This window comes from Pectobacterium betavasculorum (assembly GCF_000749845.1).
In the GTDB taxonomy this organism is placed as follows: domain Bacteria; phylum Pseudomonadota; class Gammaproteobacteria; order Enterobacterales; family Enterobacteriaceae; genus Pectobacterium; species Pectobacterium betavasculorum.
In genome coordinates this window covers 22,194-41,423 of record NZ_JQHM01000007.1, presented here as the reverse complement: position 1 = coordinate 41,423, position 19,230 = coordinate 22,194, and the positions used below count along the sequence as shown (strand labels likewise).

Genomic DNA, 19,230 nt, shown 5'->3' with positions numbered 1-19,230 from the left:
CAAGTGCTCCAACAAAACCTTTCTTATTATCTGAAGCTATACGACAACATCCTTATGCCTGAGTTCAACGGAAATAATTAGCGTCTCAGGCATTTTTGTATCGCAAAACAGCAAATAGGTTTACACCATTTAATTCGTAAATTTTACTTATGATTAAGTAAGGGAAACAGAAAAAAATGGCCCTTTTTTGTGAATAAATGCACGAAAAATAAAAAGTGCGATTCAAAAATGTCCTGAAAAATCACCACCGCTTACCGATGTATTCCTTCACGATCTAATCGAGCAATTAATTCCATAACGATTGGGCGATTCAGGAACGCCATAATCTCTTCTGCACGCCGTTCTCCAATACCTGAGAACTGTCGCCATTGTTGCGCCGTCCGTTGCTGTAACGCTAACCAATCTACATTATCCAATGCGCTAGTTGCGGAACGTGGGACGGGGATACCCAACGCAAGTAACCAGCGAGATAACGGCAACTGCCGTGCCGACTGCAAGCTCTTATAGATATCTCGCGCCCGCCTATCACCCATGCCATTGACCGCATTAAGCTGTGCCTCCGTCAGAAATAACCATGACAGCACATCTTCCAGTAAATCATGTTGTATCAAGCGCAGCCAGATTCCCTCACGCACTCCCGCCAGATTTAAACCATACTCCCCACTCAGCCAAACTAAGCGCGCCAGAAATTGCTGCTGGCAAACTGTACTATACCGAAAACAGCTAAAAACATGGAAATCATGTTCACTGGGGGAAACGATGGCAGGCCGTTCAGTCCCCCGCCATACCACATCATCCAAACGTGGAATCCCCTGCCCAGCCAGGCTGACGCTCACCCGATCGCCTGGCACCACATCCCATTGCTTCCAACGAGACAGCGAGCCTACATTCACCCGACTGACCGATTTATCATCCAATTTCAAAGGACTAAGCTTCAACACCACGGCAATCTTACCCGTACGTCCGACAGAAAATGCAACATCGGTGACTTCCGCAACCCGATGAACAGGTGGATATTTCCATGCGATCGCCCAGTCGGCCGATGTGTTACGCCAATAGCGCCCCTGCGGTTCTTTAGTCTGGCGGATAACCACGCCATCCGTCACGAAGGGTAACGGGCTATGATACCAGTGATAGCGCCATTTCTCCGCATCGGCGAATGACCCAATAGCATGAGTATAATTCGCCGTCATGGCAAACCCCATATCCTTCAATTTCTCCAGACGTTCAGCCATCGCTTTTGGGCCATCCGGCCATTCCCAGACAAACAGGCCAATCTGCGACAATACGGAAGATGGGTGACGACGACGCATCTCACCAGCCACTATTGAGCGGGCATTAACACCGCCCTGAGCCTGCTGTCGATGATCGGTCACCTTTAGGAAAAGCTCCCCTTGTAATACCAATGAGGAAGGCGCGTCGGTTAATAAATGAGGAATTCCCGGAATCAAGCGAACTTTCTCCATCCAGTCTTCACCTTGCAGACCGTTACCTCGGCTGACCGCAGACGTGAGTTTGCCGTGCTGATAAACCAGCGTGACGGCAACACCATCAACTTTTGGCTGAATCCATAAATCCTCACGCTGTGCGATCCATTGCACAAGCTGTACGCGATCGGACAATTTTTTCAATCCCGTATGGGCAACAGGATGAGGTTGTTTACCATTAGCGGGTAGCCGGGCAGGAATCGCATTTTGGGACGGGAAACAGACCTGCCACTGGTTCAGTTGTTCACGCAGTTGATCATAAACGTCATCTTCTATCGGGCTTTTCCCTTCGGTGTAATACACATCATCCCACTGCGCTAACTGCTGGCGTAATGCATCAATTTCTTTGCTTGAACGCGTGTTATCCCAATCAGGGCAAACGTCAGCCGCAACAGCAAAACCGCTGATGCCCCCGACAACGATGACGATCAAAAATGCGCTGTTCCTGAGCCACATAGAGCCTCCAACTATCCATAGCGAATAGCAGCAGTACATAGCAACAGTGGAAAAAATACGAGGCGAAAAAATAAGGAATGCCAAACGCGCCGCAAGATGATTTATCGTTTGCAGCCTCTGTAAAAAAGACGGGAACGCGCTTCGCAGTCTAAAAAAGAAACGTTGGAAAAAAGTTTTCCCGATGGCATAACGAAAAAACAGTTAACGGAGAATTTATCGCAGCGCGACTGATGACATATTGGCGTGTATAATGCGGGGATATGAGCATTTTCGTGCTGCATATCTACATTCATCACCGTAACCGTTAATAAAACTTCATTATGGCTCAAGGCACGTTATATATCGTTTCTGCTCCCAGTGGAGCTGGGAAATCCAGCCTGATTCAGGCGTTATTAAAAACTCAGCCGCTTTACGACACTCAGGTATCAATTTCGCATACCACACGAGCGAAACGACTGGGAGAAAACCACGGCGAACACTATTTCTTCGTCGACGTCGATGAATTCAAGCGTATGATTCAGGATCGTGAGTTTCTGGAGCACGCCGAAGTCTTCGGTAATTACTACGGTACATCCCGCCCTGCAATTGAGCAGGTGTTAGCGACAGGCGTTGATGTTTTTCTGGATATCGACTGGCAGGGTGCTCAGCAAATTCGAGCGCAGATGCCGCTCGCACGCAGTATTTTCATTCTGCCGCCGTCAAAAGAAGAACTGGTTCGCCGTCTGCGTGGGCGCGGACAAGACAGCGATGACGTCATTGCGCGTCGTATGTCGCAGGCCGTGGCTGAAATGACGCATTACGGCGAGTATGATTACCTGATTGTGAATGATGATTTCGATCTGGCGCTGCTCGATCTGAAAACCATTATTCGCGCCGAACGTCTGCGTTTGAGCAGACAAAAAGTTCGGCATGATGCATTAATCACCAAACTATTGGCAGACTGACGCCTCTTTCAGTATGATGCCCAGTCATTTTATTTCCTGTGGAGTAGCACATTATGGCACGCGTAACTGTTCAAGACGCTGTAGAGAAAATTGGTAACCGTTTTGACCTGGTGTTGGTCGCTGCTCGCCGCGCCCGTCAAATCCAGACTGGCGGTAAAGATCCGCTGGTTGCTGAAGAAAACGATAAGTACACCGTGATTGCACTGCGTGAAATCGAAGAAGGTCTGATCAACAACCAGATTCTGGATGTTCGTGACCGTCAGGAACAGCAAGAGCAGGAAGCCGCAGAGATTCAGGCGGTAACCGCGATTGCTGAAGGCCGCCGTTAATCACACCACGAGTCGCCCTTGTACATTTTTGAAAGCCTTAATCTGCTGATTCAACGTTATCTGCCAGAAGACCAGATCAAGCGTTTACAGCAGGCTTATCTGGTTGCACGTGATGCTCACGAGGGGCAGACTCGCTCCAGCGGTGAACCCTATATCACACACCCTGTTGCCGTCGCCTGTATTCTGGCGGAAATGCGTCTAGATTACGAAACGCTGATGGCAGCACTGTTGCATGATGTCATAGAGGACACCCCCGCCACCTATCAGGACATGGAACAGCTTTTTGGTAAAAGCGTTGCTGAACTGGTAGAAGGCGTTTCCAAGCTGGACAAACTGAAGTTCCGCGACAAGAAAGAAGCGCAGGCTGAAAACTTTCGCAAAATGATCATGGCAATGGTGCAGGACATTCGCGTCATCCTGATCAAGCTCGCAGACCGTACCCATAACATGCGCACGCTGGGTTCATTACGCCCGGATAAGCGTCGCCGCATTGCCCGTGAAACGCTGGAAATATACAGCCCACTGGCACACCGACTGGGTATCCATCACCTCAAAACCGAGTTGGAAGAACTGGGTTTTGAGGCGCTGTATCCGAATCGTTATCGCGTCATTAAAGAAGTCGTTAAGGCCGCTCGCGGTAACCGCAAAGAAATGATTCAGAAAATCCTGTCGGAAATCGAAGGGCGTTTGACGGAAGCCGGGATTGCCTGCCGCGTAAGCGGTCGCGAAAAACACCTGTACTCCATCTATTGCAAAATGCACCTGAAAGAGCAGCGTTTTCACTCCATCATGGATATTTACGCGTTTCGGGTCATCGTGAAAGAGTTGGATACCTGTTATCGCGTGCTCGGCCAGGTTCACAGCCTGTATAAACCGCGCCCGGGTCGGGTGAAAGATTATATCGCCATTCCCAAAGCCAACGGCTATCAGTCGCTGCACACCTCTCTGATTGGCCCGCACGGCGTGCCGGTCGAAGTGCAAATTCGCACCGACGACATGGATCAAATGGCAGAAATGGGTGTTGCTGCGCACTGGGCTTATAAAGAGGGCGAGAGCAGCACCACTGCGCAGGTACGCGCGCAGCGCTGGATGCAAAGTCTGCTGGAACTTCAGCAAAGCGCCGGTAGCTCGTTTGAATTTATCGAAAGCGTTAAGTCCGATCTCTTCCCTGACGAGATGTACGTCTTTACGCCGGAAGGCAGGATTGTTGAACTCCCCGCTGGCGCGACGCCCGTCGATTTCGCCTACGCGGTACACACCGATATCGGCCACGCCTGCGTCGGCGCACGCGTTGACCGTCAGCCTTACCCGCTGTCACAGTCGCTCACCAGCGGTCAAACCGTTGAAATCATTACCGCACCGGGTGCCAGACCGAATGCCGCCTGGCTTAACTTCGTGGTTAGCTCCAGAGCGCGCTCCAAAATTCGCCAGATGCTGAAAAACCTCAAGCGTGATGATTCCGTGAGTCTCGGACGCCGTTTGCTGAATCACGCATTAGGCAACGGCCGCAAACTCTCCGATATCCCAGAAAAGTCGATTCAACTTGAGCTCGATCGCATGAAGCTCGCAACGCTGGACGATTTGATGGCGGAAATTGGTATGGGTAATGCCATGAGCGTCGTTGTGGCGAAAAATCTGCTGAATGAGCAATCCGAACTGGGAACCACCGGGTTACGCAAGCTGCCGATCAAAGGCGCCGATGGTGTGATGCTCTCCTTTGCCAAATGCTGTCGCCCCATCCCAGGCGATCCGATCATTGCCCACGTAAGCCCCGGTAAAGGGTTGGTTATTCACCATGAATCCTGTCGCAACATCCGCGGCTATCAGAAAGAACCTGAAAAATTCATGGCAGTAGAGTGGGATAAAGTGACGGAACAAGAGTTCATCGCCGAAATCAAAGTGGATATGTTTAACCATCAGGGTGCACTGGCGAATCTGACGGCTGCGATCAACGCCGCGAACTCCAATATTCAGAGTATCAATACGGAAGAGAGGGATGGTCGCGTGTACAGCGCCTTTATTCGCCTCACCACCCTCGACCGCGTTCATCTGGCCAACATTATGCGTAAAATTCGCGTGATGCCGGATGTGATCAAAGTTAACCGTAACCGAAATTAATCGTCATGACCCCTCAACGTTATGCACGCATAAAAGAAATGCTGAACTGCCGTCAGCCCGATCTGACGATTTGCATGGAGCAAGTGCATAAACCTCATAACATTTCTGCCGTTATCCGTACCGCAGATGCCGTCGGCGTACATCAGGTCCATGCAATTTGGCCTACCAGCCGAATGAAAACGCTGGTTTCCTCTGCCGCTGGCAGTAATAGCTGGGTGCAGGTCAAAACCCATCGCACCATACATGATGCGGTCGGTCACCTGAAGAATGAAGGGATGCAGGTTCTGGCGACCAATTTGTCTGAACACGCGGTCGATTTTCGGGAAATTGATTACACCCGCCCGACCTGTATTTTGCTCGGACAAGAAAAAACCGGCATCACTGCGGAAGCGCTCAAATTGGCCGATCGGGATATCATCATTCCGATGACCGGCATGGTGCAATCGCTGAATGTCTCGGTGGCCTCGGCGTTGATTCTGTATGAAGCACAGCGCCAGCGCCAGATCGCAGGCATGTATCGGCGTGAAAACAGCCCACTGGATGATGAAGAGCAACAGCGCCTGCTGTTTGAAGGGGGCTATCCGGTACTGGCACGCGTAGCAAAACGTAAAGGGCTGCCTCGCCCTTATATTGACCACCAGGGTCAGATTGTAGCGGATACCCCGTGGTGGGCCGCGATGCAATCGTCGGAGTGCTGATGAAAGGCCGCCTGCTGAATACCCAACCGCTGAGCACCCTTGCTGGCGTGGGTGCCAGTCAGGCCGCAAAACTCGCCCGACTCGGTCTGGAAACCGTGCAGGATCTCCTGCTGCACTTGCCTTTACGCTACGAAGACCGTACGCACCTTTACCCGATTGGTGATCTCCTTCCCGGTATGTATGCCACCGTGGAAGGTGAAATCCTACGCAACGATATCACCTTTGGCAGCCGTCGCATGTTGACCTGCCAAATCAGCGACGGCAGCGGTCTGCTGACCATGCGTTTCTTCAATTTCAGCGCAGCGATGAAAAACAGTCTCGCACCGGGACAACGTGTTACCGCTTATGGCGAAATCAAGCGCGGCAAAATCGGCGCGGAAATCATCCATCCGGAATACCGTGTTCAGGGAGATAGCACGCAGGTTGAGCTACAGGAATCGCTCACACCGGTCTACCCCTCCACTGAGGGCATTCGCCAAGCGACGCTGCGCAAACTCACCGATCAAGCACTGGAGCTGCTCGCCGCAAACCACATCGATGAGTTACTGCCTGAATCTCTGAGCCGATCGCTCATTAGTCTGCCGGATGCGCTGCGCACGTTACATCGTCCCCCACCGGATGTGCAGCTCAGCGAGCTTGAGCATGGGAAACACCCGGCGCAGCAGCGGTTGATTATGGAAGAACTGCTGGCGCATAACCTAAGTATGCTCGCCGTGCGGGCAGGGGAACAACGGCATAAAGCCTCGCCGCTACAGGCGCAAGACGGTTTGAAGCAACAGTTGCTCGCTGCGCTGCCGTTCAAACCCACGCAGGCGCAAGAACGTGTCGTAGCCGAAATTGAAACGGATATGGCGAAAGACTTCCCGATGATGCGTCTGGTGCAGGGCGATGTCGGTTCTGGAAAAACGCTAGTCGCCGCACTGGCCGCATTACGTGCTATTGCCAACGGTAAACAGGTCGCGCTGATGGCACCCACAGAGCTACTGGCCGAACAGCACGCCCATAATTTCCGTCAGTGGTTTGAACCATTAGGGCTTGAAGTCGGCTGGCTGGCTGGCAAACAAAAAGGAAAAGCGCGTCAGGCGCAGCAGGACGCTATCGCTAATGGCCACGTTTCCATGGTTGTCGGGACGCACGCCATTTTCCAGCAGCAGGTGAAATTTAACGGGCTGGCACTGGTTATCATTGACGAACAGCATCGCTTTGGCGTTCATCAACGCCTTGCGCTGTGGGAAAAAGGCGAAGAACAGGGTTTTCATCCCCATCAATTGATCATGACCGCCACCCCTATTCCCCGTACGTTGGCGATGACGGCCTATGCCGATCTGGATACGTCCGTCATTGATGAACTGCCGCCGGGCAGAACCCCTGTCACCACCGTCGCCATACCGGATTCACGCCGTAGCGACATCATCGAACGGGTGAATAGCGCCTGTCAGCAGGAGGGTCGGCAGGCCTATTGGGTGTGTACGCTGATTGAGGAATCCGATCTTCTGGAAGCACAAGCGGCAGAAGCCACCAGCGAAGAGCTAAAGGCAGCGCTTCCGAATCTCAACGTTGGATTGGTTCACGGCCGCATGAAAGCACAGGAAAAACAGGCGGTGATGCAGGCTTTCAAACAGGGTGAGCTACAACTGCTGGTGGCAACAACGGTCATCGAGGTCGGTGTCGATGTACCGAATGCCAGCCTGATGATTATTGAGAACCCGGAGCGTCTGGGTCTGGCACAGTTGCACCAATTGCGCGGGCGCGTCGGGCGTGGTGCGGTGGCCTCTCACTGTGTGCTGCTCTACAAAACACCAATGAGCAAGACCGCACAAAAACGTCTACAGGTTCTACGCGATAGCAACGATGGCTTTGTTATCGCTCAACGCGATCTGGAAATTCGTGGTCCGGGTGAATTATTAGGTACGAGGCAGACAGGCAATGCCGAGTTCAAAGTGGCCGATCTCCTGCGCGATCAGGACCTGATTCCACAGGTGCAGCGCGTTGCCCGTCATCTGCATGAGCACTATCCCGAGCATGCTATTGCGCTAATTGAACGCTGGCTACCCGAGCGCGCCCGTTACACCAACGCCTAATCGCAGCAAAGCATTCTTCATTTCTCTTAAAATCTCGCCGCCAACGCACATGTAGCTTGAAGTATGACGGGCATACTCCCTTAAATAATAAGGTCTTGCTCACCAGACAAAATTCATATCGCAAAGATGCGTTGGCAAACGTTTGCTTTCAACAAAGAGATCATTAAAATGCGCTCTTTGTCGTTTCAGGAACGCCAACTTACATCATGACTACCACCACGGAAACGTCCCAAACAGAAGCCGCTGCCACTCCTCAGCGCAGTGAACTCATCTATCGTCTTGAAGACAGACCACCGCTGCCGCAAACGCTGTTTGCCGCCAGCCAGCATCTGCTTGCTATGTTTGTTGCGGTGATTACTCCCGCGCTACTGATCTGTCAGGCATTAGGTTTACCCGCTCAGGATACGCAGCACATCATCAGCATGTCGCTTTTCGCTTCCGGTCTGGCCTCTATTCTGCAAATTAAAACCTGGGGACCCGTCGGTTCTGGTCTGCTGTCTATTCAGGGTACTAGCTTTAACTTCGTGACGCCGCTGATTATGGGTGGACTAGCGCTGAAAAACGGGGGGGCAGACGTTCCGACAATGATGGCAGCACTGTTCGGTACGCTGATGGTTGCTTCCTTCACCGAAATCATTCTTTCACGCTTTCTGCATTTAACCCGCCGCATCATTACCCCGCTGGTTTCCGGTATTGTGGTGATGATCATTGGGCTGTCGCTGATTCAAGTCGGCCTGACCTCCATCGGCGGCGGCTATGCCGCAATGGGTAATAACACCTTCGGCGCACCCAAGAACTTACTCTTAGCGGGAGTGGTGTTGCTGGTTATTATTCTGCTTAACCGCCAGCGTAACCCTTACCTGCGCGTCGCGTCGCTGGTGATTGCCATGGCGGTGGGTTATTTGGGTGCCTGGGTGATGGGAATGCTGCCAGAAAACGCGCCTGCATCACACGATACGGTCATCATGGTGCCCACACCGCTGCATTACGGTTTAGGCTTTGATTGGAACCTGCTCATCCCGCTGATGCTGGTCTTCATGGTGACATCGTTAGAAACCATCGGCGACATCACCGCAACCTCCGACGTTTCAGAGCAGCCGGTAAGAGGCCCGCTGTACATGAAACGCTTAAAAGGCGGCGTACTGGCAAACGGCCTGAATTCATGCCTTTCTGCCGTGTTCAATACCTTCCCCAACTCGTGCTTCGGCCAGAATAATGGCGTCATCCAGCTTACCGGTGTTGCCAGCCGCTATGTCGGTTTCGTGGTTTCGCTGATGCTGATCGCACTGGGACTATTCCCTGCCGTCAGTGGATTTGTGCAGCATATTCCAGAGCCGGTTCTCGGCGGTGCCACTATCGTGATGTTTGGTACGATCGCCGCCTCTGGTGTGCGCATTGTATCCCGTGAACCGCTGAACCGTCGTGCGATCATGATCATTGCGCTGTCACTGGCTGTCGGTCTTGGTGTATCACAGCAGCCGTTGATTCTGCAATTCGCACCGGATTGGATTAAAACATTACTGTCCTCTGGTATTGCCGCTGGCGGGATTACGGCAATCGTGCTGAATATGGTCTTCCCACATGAAGAAAAATAGCGCCAGCACGCAATAATTTCTGTTCAGTTCATGTAAAAGCGAGCGGTGATGCAACACCGCTCGCTTTTTACTGTCTGTAACAGCATTACCTATTGAGCCTTCAGGGAAATTGCGGCATAAGAACAGTTCTCCCTGACGATTGGCATGGACTGACACGATGAAATTTATCGGGAAATTATTGCTGACCCTACTACTGCTAGCCTTTTTAGCGCTGGTGGTCGTATATGTATTACTGCAAACCAGTTGGGCAGCAGGCTGGGTGAGTAATTGGGTAAACCAGAATACTGACTACCAGTTGTCACTGGGCAAAATTAATCATGATTGGTCAACTGTCGATCATATCCAGCTCACCGATGTCAGTTTTGGCCAGAAAAACCAGCCACCGACGCTCACTGCAAAGCAGGTCTCAGTTGGCTTTAGCGTGCGCCAGATTACCGAACCGCGCCATTTCGCTAGTCTGGAACTGGAAGGCGGTACGCTAAACCTGTCCTCACAGGCCGCCACGCTCCCTATCGAAGCCGATGTGCTACAGCTGCGTACAATGGCACTACAGGCAAAGGACGGCGATTGGCGTCTGAATGGTCAACAGATTAACGGCGGTATTATGCCGTGGCAGCCTGAAGTAGGTTATCTACTGGGCAAACAAGGGCAGTTCCAACTCAGCGCCCGTTCACTCGAGCTCAACGATATTCCCGCCAGTCAGGTATTGGTGCAGGGTGAAATCAACCACAACCAGCTGACTCTAAGCAATTTCGGCGCTGATGTCGCTCAGGGACAGTTAACGGGCAACGCCAGCCGTGCAGAAGATGGCAGTTGGCAGATTGGTAGCCTACGGCTCAGTAATGTTCGTTTGCAAACGCAGAGAACGCCGGAAGCCTTCTGGCAGCCCGTCACCGAACTGCCTTCCGTTACGGTTGATCGCTTTGACCTGATTGATGCCCGTATTGAAGGGCCGGGATGGGCGTTTATCGACCTGGATGTTGCCCTGCAAAATGTCACGTTTAAGCAGAATGACTGGCAGAGCGAAGGCGGAACGCTGTCGTTCAATGCGACCGATATTGTAAACGGCAACATGCACCTTATCGATCCTATCGTGAATCTGGATTTGTCACCGGCGGGCGTTAACATCAAGCAATTCTCTACCCGTTGGGAAGGCGGCCTGCTGCGAACCAATGGCAATTGGCAGCGTAATAATCGCCGTCTACAACTAAATGAATTTGTTGTCGCAGGGATGGAATACACGCTCCCCGGCGACTGGCGTCAACGGTGGCAAGCGCCCCTGCCATCGTGGCTGGCAGAAGTGAATGTGCGAAAGTTCACGGCAAATCGCAACCTGCTGATCGATATCAATCCAGATTTTCCTTTCCAGCTAACCGCATTGGATGGCTACGGCAGTGATTTACTGCTGGCTAGCAATCACCAATGGGGCATGTGGACAGGATCGTTGAATCTTAATGCCAGCGACGCGACATTCAATAAAGTCGACGTCCGCCGTCCGTCGATGGCACTAGTGGCCAACGATAATCAGATCGCCATTAACGAACTTAGCGCATTTACGCAAAATGGCATGTTGGATGCCAAGGCAACCATCAATCAGCAACCAGCACGTAATTTCTCCCTGTCGCTGACAGGACGCGCCGTACCGCTGGAGGTTCTGACGCGTTGGGGATGGCCAGAACCCAAAACTGCACCGACAGGCAACACGAATTTGCAATTGCAGTTGAATGGTCGGCTTGCCGCCGATACGCCGCTGAAGCCGACGTTAAACGGTACGCTGCAAGGCGTGGATAGCAACGCCCACCCTATCAGGCAGCAAATGCATCAGGGAACAGTGACAGAAACGCCATAAATATTACATTTTCAAAATACGGACGAACAAAACATCCACAGTGTCATAGCGTGCTGAAACAACAGGGTAAACACTCATATTGGCTACTTAAGCATAGTTTTAGGGGGAAACACGGTGATGAGGCTCCCGCAGGGATGCCTCGCACCGTGGTAGCACCCGGTATCTCGATCCTTAAACCATCGACATTAGGATAAACCCCGTGAAAATCACGGGATTTACTAAAACGAGATGGATATCACGAAGTACTACTGGTTAGCGCGAAGCGTGATGTACGGATGAGAAGAACGTCATAAGACGCCGCAGCGTCTTAATCCGCTTCGGACCCGCCCTCTTCCAATGGTGCATCCGGCTGAGCAGGCAGCACGATATAAACACCTTCAAATAACGCCCCTTTATTGTCATCACCGAACAGCTCGACGTTTAACTGCACACGCGCCTTACGACCACGCGCAAGACGATCCAGATCGCCACTCAGCGACCCTAAATCAGCAATAGCACTCGGTCGGCCACTGACTGGCGAACTGTAACGAATGTGCGCATCCGCCAGAATGATCGTTCCACCAAGGTGCCGCTCGCGCAGCAATAGCCAGATCAATCCCCACCCAGTGAGCGTAGCAAGAGAAAACATGCTGCCAGCAAAAAGCGTGTGGTGCGGGTTTTGATTGCCCGTTTCAGGCATAGTGGTGATAAATTTTTTCCCGGTGTACTGGCTTATCCGCACGCCCATTTTTTCACTCAGGGGAATGTGCTCATACCAAGCCTGTTGCAACTGCCCGCACCAGTCAGGGCGGTGCAGAATATCATCCAGCGTTGCCACGGGTTTGATCATCAGGAAATGCCGTACAGGTGTGGTTTGCGGGGCGGTAATTTCCCCCTGATTAACAAAGCCCAGCTTGGAGAAGAAATCCATTGCGTCTTCACGGGCGCTACAGACCACGCGCTTGACGCCTTCCTGACGCGCGACAGACTCCAGGGTAATCGCAAGCAGCGTTCCTAACCCTTTCCCCCGCACGTCGGGGTGAACAGCTAAAAAGCGGATTGCCGCTTCATTATCCGCATTGATAGAAAGACGCCCAATCGCAACCAGCCTTCCCTGTTCATCCACCACGGTTTGGTGATGCGCCAGAGCATCATAGGCATCACGCTCAGAGCCTAACGGCTGGTGTAGAGGTTTACGCAACATTTCCCAGCGGAATTGATAGTACGCATCCAGTTCTTCTGCGCTTTCAGGTACTCTCAGATGATACATAACCCTTCCTCTGTGCCGATGATGCTTTATTGCACCATGCTTCATAAGATCTCAAACTGCTGACAAACTGATACACGGAACGACAGCGGTGATACCACTTTTATAACGGATGTCTGTAGCCAATTATGTCTGTAGCCAGAACGTCACCGGGCCATCATTCACTAATGTCACTTTCATATCCGCCGCAAACTGCCCTGTTTCCGTGTGAACGCCTTGCTCACGACACTGTCCGACAAAATATTGATAGAGGCGATCGGCCTCTGAGGGATGTGCGCCGCGAGAAAACCCAGGTCGCATGCCACGCTGCGTATCAGCTACCAGAGTAAACTGGGAAACCACCAGCACCTTACCGCCAGCCTGACGCACATTGAGGTTCATTTTTCCGTCATCGTCGCCGAATATCCGGTAGCCCAATACACGTTCGCAAAGTCGTGTGGCTTTTTGTTCGTCATCATCCCGCTCAACCCCCAGCAATATCAGCAAACCGTTATCAATTTTCCCAATGATATTGCCTTCTACCGTAACGCTGGCGCTGGATACTCGCTGAATTAGCGCAATCATAAAACCCGACTACTCCTGATGTCATCATTCCCAATAGGGGCGATGTCCGCCCTTGCGATATAAATCATGCTTTGGCCGTCGTCGCCTGCATAGCGAAAAAGTCTGGAACCACGTGACGATCGGTCACCAGAATACTGTGAATGCCCAGACTCTGCGCAGCATCAACATTTGCAGAATTATCGTCAAAAAACACGGCTTGCGCTGGCGTAAAGTCTTCCTGAGTCAGGACATATTGATAGATAGCCAATTCTGGCTTGCGTAATCCAATGTCTTGAGACAGATAGAGCCTGTCAGCCGCAGCCCCCACTTCTGGGTATAGCACCGGCCAGTGTGAACAATGGAGACGGTTGGTATTCGACAGAATCACCACGCGGTGCCCTTCCTGACGCAGGCGCTGCATGATGTCGATAACCTCAGGGCGCAGGGCGACAAAAATAGCCTGCCAGCCAGCGGTGAATTGCTCGAAGCTCAGGGCGATACCCATTTCCTGACACAGTCTGGTGGCAAACTCTTCATCGCTGATTTCGCCCCGCTCATGCTGTTCAAACGCCTCTCCCATGACAAAACGCTCTTGCAACGTCGCGAGCGGCGCGCTGCTCAGATTACTCCAGACGCCCAATACCCTTTTGAAATCAATATCAATGACGACATTACCCAAATCAAAGATATACAGCATGGCAGCCACCTCCTGACGCAATCGTAGGATTTTCACTCACTCATGACATAACGACTAACTGAGCGGAATCAATTCATTTTCAGCATCTTTAAGATAATCAGTCAAACACGTTATGACCTCAAGCGCTGATTAGTTACACACTATGCCTGAAAGGATGGAGCTTATGGCGCAGGGAATTGAACCGCCCGGATAGGCGGTTATCTCTTTATGCAGACGCCACATCATCCTGAGAAGGGCTAGCCAGGACAATTTCGACCTGTTGGGATTGGAGAAAGTTTTGCAGTGCGGGGCCGGGATACTCATCCGTGAACAGCGCTGTCACCGAAGAAGCATTGCCAATATCCACGGCAGCAGAAGCGTAATATTTCGTATGATCGGCGACGAGGAGAATGTGTCTGGAGTGAGCCATCATGGTCTTCGCGACGCTAGCTTCATTAACATCAAACTCCAGTAGCGCACCATCGCTTTCGATGGCTCCCACGCTGGTGACGAGATAGTCCGCACGAAAATCAGCAACAAATGCCGTTGCCGAAGGGCCGATGATCCCACTGTTATGTGGCCGCAATGTTCCACCGGGAACCATCACTTCAAAGCGTGGGTTGTTATACAGAATATGCGCCACACGTAGGCTATTGGTGATAACCCGTAAATGGTTATGGTTTAGCAACGCACGCGCAACGTGTTCAACGGTCGTGCCAATGGTAATAAACACGGTTGATCCATCGGGAATATAATCGGCCACCGCTTCCGCGATGGCCTTTTTCTCTTCAGTCCAGGAGACTTCACGCTGCTCAAACGCCGTATTCACCACGCTGGATGCCCTGCCCGCACCGCCGTGATGACGCGTAATCAATCCCTGCTCGCTCAATTTACGGATGTCACGACGTACGGTCTGCGTGGATACCTCCAGCAGACCCGCCAGCTCGTCGATATTCATATAACCGCGCTCGCTAATCAGCGTAATCAGCTGATCGTGCCGCGGGTTACCGGTCAGTTCGGTAAGACTCATGAAATTTCCTCGAAAAACCATTGCTCTGGCATTTTATACAAAAAGTGACAAAAAGGATCGGGTTTGATCACAGTCAGGAATCCCCGCGCGTCCACCTGGACGCGTACATTTCAGTGCAGCAACACCACTGGCAAATCTAACGGCCTCGTCCTGTGAAGCCCCAGAAGCCAAGCTGAATGCCAACGCTCCGTGAAAAACATCGCCAGCGCCGGTAGTATCGACCACATCAACGGAAAATCCAGGTTGATGCTGTAACACATTATTTTTTATCCAGTCACAACCTTCACGACCACGCGTCACATAGACATGACCATTTGTGAGCGTTTTTGCGTGTTCTAATGCCGTACTGATCTCTTTCCCCCCTGCCAGGCGTGCCAGACCGGGCTCAGAGAAGACGGCATGATCGCTTAATACCACCAACTCGCTGATATCCTGCGGCGTAACATCACCATCCAGCACTGTCATAACACCCGCGCGACGTGCCAGCGTGAATGCCTGTTTCGCCCCCTCGTGCCAACGAACATCTGCCAGCACCACATCCCACTGGGAAAAATCGATTTCATCAAGCCAGTCAGCATCATGCAGTAAATCCGGGCTGGGATAATTGACGATTATCCGTTCCCCGCGCGCATCAACCATAATTGCCGACTGTGAAGACATCGATTTCAGGTAACGCCGAGTATAGCGGGTATTCACCCCCAGCGATTCCAGCTCCGCCAGCAGACTATTTCCCGTATCGTCATCGCCCACTCGACCAATAAAGTCCACCTGAGCCCCCAGCTTCGCCGCAGCTACCGCGGCCGTCGCGGCTGGACCTCCGCCCACTTCGGTATAGCGTTGCGCGACATATTTCCCCCCCTCTGTTGGTAATCCTTCGACGTAGTAGATGCGATCCATCACGGTAATACCTACACAAGCAATACGAATCATGGTCATTCCTCAAGTGTTTTGGGATAGGAGCATTTTAATTTTATGAAATGTTTAAAAAGTGACGCCTGTCAATTTATTGACCATAAATTACAAATACGATCAAAAACAGACAAAATAAGTCGATTTTAAATGACATAAAATGACACCAATGAATCAGGAGAACGTTATGGCAGTGATAGCATTTATCGGATTAGGCCAGATGGGTTCACCCATGGCGAGCAACTTGCTCAAGCAGGGGCACCAGCTCAGCGTCTTTGACGTTAACCCAGATGCCGTTCAACGCCTGGTGGAGAAAGGCGCACAGCGCGCGGGTAGCCCAGCACAGGCAGCGAAAGCTGCTGAGTTTGTGATCACGATGCTGCCTAACGGCGATCTGGTTCGCACCGTGTTATTCGGTGAACAGGGCATCTGCGAGAGCCTGTCGGCGCAAGCGTTGGTCATCGATATGTCCACCATCCATCCATTACAGACCGACAAACTGATTGCTGACATGCACACAAAAGGCTTCAGCATGATGGATGTCCCGGTTGGTCGCACATCCGATCACGCGGTTGCAGGAACATTGCTGCTGCTAGCGGGCGGGTCGCCAGAACAGGTGGAGCGCGCTACGCCAATACTCATGGCGATGGGTAACGAGCTGATTAATGCAGGCGGCCCAGGCATGGGGATTCGCGTCAAACTTATCAACAATTACATGAGTATCGCTCTGAATGCCCTCTCCGCTGAAGCCGCTGTGCTGTGTGAAGCACTCGGTCTCTCCTTTGATGTGGCCTTAAAAGTGATGAGCGGTACGCCTGCCGGAAAAGGCCACTTCACGACGTCCTGGCCGAACAAAGTGCTGAAAGGCGATCTTTCTCCCGCCTTTATGATCGATTTAGCTCACAAAGATCTTGGTATCGCACTGGATGTCGCCAACCAACTGCACGTTCCGCTGCCACTCGGTGCGGCCTCCCGCGAAGTTTACAACCAGGCACGCGCCGCAGGCCGTGGTCGGGAAGACTGGACCGCCATTCTGGAACAGGTGCGTAACAGCGCCGGTCTGGTTGCCAAAGTAAATCTGTAACGACTGTATAAAGGAAAATTGAATGAGTAATTACACCATCAAAGACATTACGCGCGCCTCCGGTGGTTTTGCCATGCTGGCTGTCGATCAGCGTGAAGCGATGCGCTTAATGTTTGCCGCTGCGGGTGCAGCATTACCAGTTAACGACAGCGTTCTGACTGATTTCAAAGTGAATGCAGCGAAAATCCTTTCTCCTTACGCGTCAGCCATTCTGGTGGATCAGCAGTTCTGCTACCGCCAAGTGGTAGAACAACATGCAGTGGCCAAAAGTTGCGCCATGATTGTTGCCGCCGATGAGTTCATTCCGGGCAACGGTATTCCTGTCGATAGCGTCGTTATTGATAAAAAAATCAATCCGCAGGCGGTGAAACAGGACGGGGCTAAAGCCTTAAAACTGCTGGTGCTCTGGCGCAATGATGAAGATGCTCAACAACGTCTGGATATGGTGAAAGAATTCAATGAAATGTGCCATAGCAATGGCCTGGTCAGCATTATCGAGCCGGTTGTACGCCCACCGCGTCGCGGCGATAAATTTGATCGTGAACAGGCCATCATCGACGCAGCGAAAGAGCTGGGTGATAGCGGTGCCGATCTCTACAAAGTCGAAATGCCACTCTACGGTAAAGGCACGCAGCAGACGCTGCTCACCGCCTCACAACACCTGAACGAACACATCAATATGCCGTGGGTCATTCTCTCTTCCGGCGTTGATGAAAAACTCTTCCCCCGCGCAGTCAGCGTAGCCATGGCCGCAGGTGCATCCGGCTTCCTGGCTGGCCGTGCCGTCTGGTCATCAGTCGTCGGCCTGCCAGATACCGAACTGATGCTGCGTGATGTTTCGGCGCCGAAGTTACAGCGTTTGGGCGAAATCGTCGATGAAATGATGGCCCGCCGCTGCTAATACGAGGATGACAGAATGAAATGGTTTAACACATTGAGCCACAACCACTGGCTGGAGCAAGAAACCGACCGCATCTTTAATTTTGGTAAAAATGCGGCTGTTCCTACCGGATTTGGCTGGCTGGGTAACAAAGGACAGATAAAAGAAGAGATGGGCACACATCTCTGGATCACTGCACGCATGTTGCACGTTTACTCCGTCGCGGCGGCGATGGGCAGACCGGGAGCTTATGCTCTGGTTGATCACGGCATCAACGCCATGAATGGCGCACTGCGAGATAAGAAGTACGGCGGCTGGTACGCCTGTGTGAATGACGAGGGCGTAGTGGATGCGTCTAAGCAGGGGTATCAGCACTTTTTTGTTCTGCTGGGCGCGGCCAGTGCGGTCACCACGGGACATCCTGAAGCCCGGAAACTGCTGGATTACGCCATTGAGGTTATTGAGAAATACTTCTGGAGTGAAGAAGAGCAGATGTGCCTGGAGTCCTGGGATGAGGCGTTCAGCAAAACCGAAGACTACCGTGGCGGCAATGCCAATATGCACGCGGTGGAAGCCTTCCTGATTGTTTATGACGTTACCCATGACAAAAAATGGCTGGATCGTGCTATCAGAATCGCCTCGGTGATCATTCACGATGTTGCCCGCAGTGGCGAGTATCGTGTCAACGAACACTTCGACGTTAACTGGAACCCTATCCGCGATTACAACAAAGATAATCCCGCTCACCGTTTCCGCGCCTATGGCGGTACGCCAGGCCATTGGATCGAGTGGGGCCGCCTGATGCTGCATCTTCATGCGGCGTTAGAAGCAAGATGTGAACAGCCACCAGCCTGGTTACTGGAAGACGCCAAAGGCCTTTTCCATGCCACCATCCGCGATGCCTGGGCTCCCGATGGCGCAGACGGTTTTGTCTACTCCGTGGATTGGGATGGCAAACCTATCGTCCGCGAAAGAGTGCGCTGGCCCATTGTGGAAGCAATGGGGACAGCCTATGCCCTGTATACCCTCACCGGTGATAGCCAGTACGAAGCCTGGTATCAGAAATGGTGGGACTACTGCATCACTTACCTGATGGATTACGAGACGGGTTCATGGTGGCAGGAGTTGGACACGGATAACAAAGTGACCACCAAAGTCTGGGACGGAAAACAGGATATTTATCACCTGTTGCATTGCCTGGTGATCCCACGTCTGCCGCTGGCTCCAGGGCTGGCTCCGGCGGTTGCAGCTGGTCTGCTGGACGTTAACGCGAAATAGGCCATGCGAATAACCTAATTTCCGACA

Annotated in this window: 16 protein-coding genes; 10 read left to right on the top strand and 6 right to left on the bottom strand. The window is 52.2% G+C overall.

The annotated features are described in order from the left end of the window. Window positions 1-251 precede the first annotated feature (251 nt). Window positions 252-1,943: an NAD-dependent DNA ligase LigB gene (gene ligB / locus KP22_RS14555; RefSeq protein WP_039324983.1), complete on the bottom strand. Its 1,692-nt coding sequence runs from the start codon at window positions 1,941-1,943 to the stop codon at window positions 252-254. A gap of 320 nt (window positions 1,944-2,263) precedes the next feature. Here ligB and gmk point away from each other — a divergent pair, with 320 nt between their 5' ends. The 7 genes from gmk to KP22_RS14520 all read left to right on the top strand — a co-directional run bounded on the left by gmk (window position 2,264) and on the right by KP22_RS14520 (window position 11,557). Beyond that, a complete protein-coding gene (gene gmk / locus KP22_RS14550) occupies window positions 2,264-2,887 on the top strand; it encodes a guanylate kinase (protein ID WP_039306865.1) in 624 nt (207 codons plus the stop codon). Window positions 2,888-2,940: 53 nt separating this feature from the next. Then, on the top strand, window positions 2,941-3,216 hold the full coding sequence (gene rpoZ, locus KP22_RS14545; protein ID WP_039306862.1) for a DNA-directed RNA polymerase subunit omega: 276 nt from the start codon (window positions 2,941-2,943) through the stop codon (window positions 3,214-3,216). A gap of 18 nt (window positions 3,217-3,234) precedes the next feature. Further along, window positions 3,235-5,334, top strand: a complete 2,100-nt coding sequence (gene spoT, locus KP22_RS14540) for a bifunctional GTP diphosphokinase/guanosine-3',5'-bis pyrophosphate 3'-pyrophosphohydrolase (protein WP_039324981.1) — start codon at window positions 3,235-3,237, stop codon at window positions 5,332-5,334. Window positions 5,335-5,339: 5 nt separating this feature from the next. After that, window positions 5,340-6,032, top strand: a complete 693-nt coding sequence (trmH, locus tag KP22_RS14535) for a tRNA (guanosine(18)-2'-O)-methyltransferase TrmH (RefSeq protein WP_039306860.1) — start codon at window positions 5,340-5,342, stop codon at window positions 6,030-6,032. After that, the gene (gene recG / locus KP22_RS14530) at window positions 6,032-8,113 is read left to right on the top strand and encodes an ATP-dependent DNA helicase RecG (RefSeq protein WP_039324980.1); all 2,082 of its coding nucleotides are present in this window, start codon (window positions 6,032-6,034) and stop codon (window positions 8,111-8,113) included. Before trmH ends, recG begins: the two co-directional genes overlap by 1 nt. Window positions 8,114-8,319: 206 nt before the next feature. Beyond that, window positions 8,320-9,708, top strand: coding sequence for a nucleobase:cation symporter-2 family protein (locus KP22_RS14525; protein WP_039324978.1), 1,389 nt, complete (start codon window positions 8,320-8,322; stop codon window positions 9,706-9,708). Window positions 9,709-9,865: 157 nt separating this feature from the next. Beyond that, complete coding sequence (locus KP22_RS14520; RefSeq protein ID WP_039324976.1) at window positions 9,866-11,557, top strand: AsmA family protein; 1,692 nt, start codon at window positions 9,866-9,868, stop codon at window positions 11,555-11,557. A gap of 307 nt (window positions 11,558-11,864) precedes the next feature. On the opposite strand, the gene fabY is transcribed toward KP22_RS14520, so the two are convergent. From fabY to KP22_RS14495, 5 genes are all read right to left on the bottom strand, one after another. Further along, window positions 11,865-12,806: a fatty acid biosynthesis protein FabY gene (gene fabY, locus KP22_RS14515; protein WP_039324974.1), complete on the bottom strand. Its 942-nt coding sequence runs from the start codon at window positions 12,804-12,806 to the stop codon at window positions 11,865-11,867. Between the two features lie 123 nt (window positions 12,807-12,929). After that, window positions 12,930-13,367 carry a D-aminoacyl-tRNA deacylase gene (dtd, locus tag KP22_RS14510; protein ID WP_039306848.1) on the bottom strand — a complete coding sequence of 146 codons (438 nt, stop codon included), beginning with the start codon at window positions 13,365-13,367 and terminating at the stop codon, window positions 12,930-12,932. Window positions 13,368-13,431: 64 nt separating this feature from the next. Beyond that, a complete protein-coding gene (gene yihX / locus KP22_RS14505) occupies window positions 13,432-14,043 on the bottom strand; it encodes a glucose-1-phosphatase (RefSeq protein ID WP_039324972.1) in 612 nt (203 codons plus the stop codon). A gap of 205 nt (window positions 14,044-14,248) precedes the next feature. Continuing rightward, a complete protein-coding gene (locus tag KP22_RS14500) occupies window positions 14,249-15,052 on the bottom strand; it encodes a DeoR/GlpR family DNA-binding transcription regulator (RefSeq protein WP_039324971.1) in 804 nt (267 codons plus the stop codon). Between the two features lie 33 nt (window positions 15,053-15,085). Further along, complete coding sequence (locus KP22_RS14495) at window positions 15,086-15,982, bottom strand: sugar kinase (RefSeq protein WP_039306832.1); 897 nt, start codon at window positions 15,980-15,982, stop codon at window positions 15,086-15,088. Window positions 15,983-16,148: 166 nt separating this feature from the next. On the opposite strand from KP22_RS14495, the gene yihU reads away from it, so the two are divergent. From yihU to yihS, 3 genes are read left to right on the top strand one after another with little or no spacing between them, the layout of a single operon-like run. After that, window positions 16,149-17,045 (top strand): sulfolactaldehyde 3-reductase, encoded by an 897-nt coding sequence (yihU, locus tag KP22_RS14490; protein WP_039306829.1) that lies wholly within the window; start codon window positions 16,149-16,151, stop codon window positions 17,043-17,045. 22 nt (window positions 17,046-17,067) lie between these two features. After that, window positions 17,068-17,946: a sulfofructosephosphate aldolase gene (yihT, locus tag KP22_RS14485; protein WP_039306826.1), complete on the top strand. Its 879-nt coding sequence runs from the start codon at window positions 17,068-17,070 to the stop codon at window positions 17,944-17,946. Window positions 17,947-17,961: 15 nt separating this feature from the next. Beyond that, on the top strand, window positions 17,962-19,203 hold the full coding sequence (yihS, locus tag KP22_RS14480; RefSeq protein ID WP_039306825.1) for a sulfoquinovose isomerase: 1,242 nt from the start codon (window positions 17,962-17,964) through the stop codon (window positions 19,201-19,203). Window positions 19,204-19,230 lie beyond the last annotated feature (27 nt).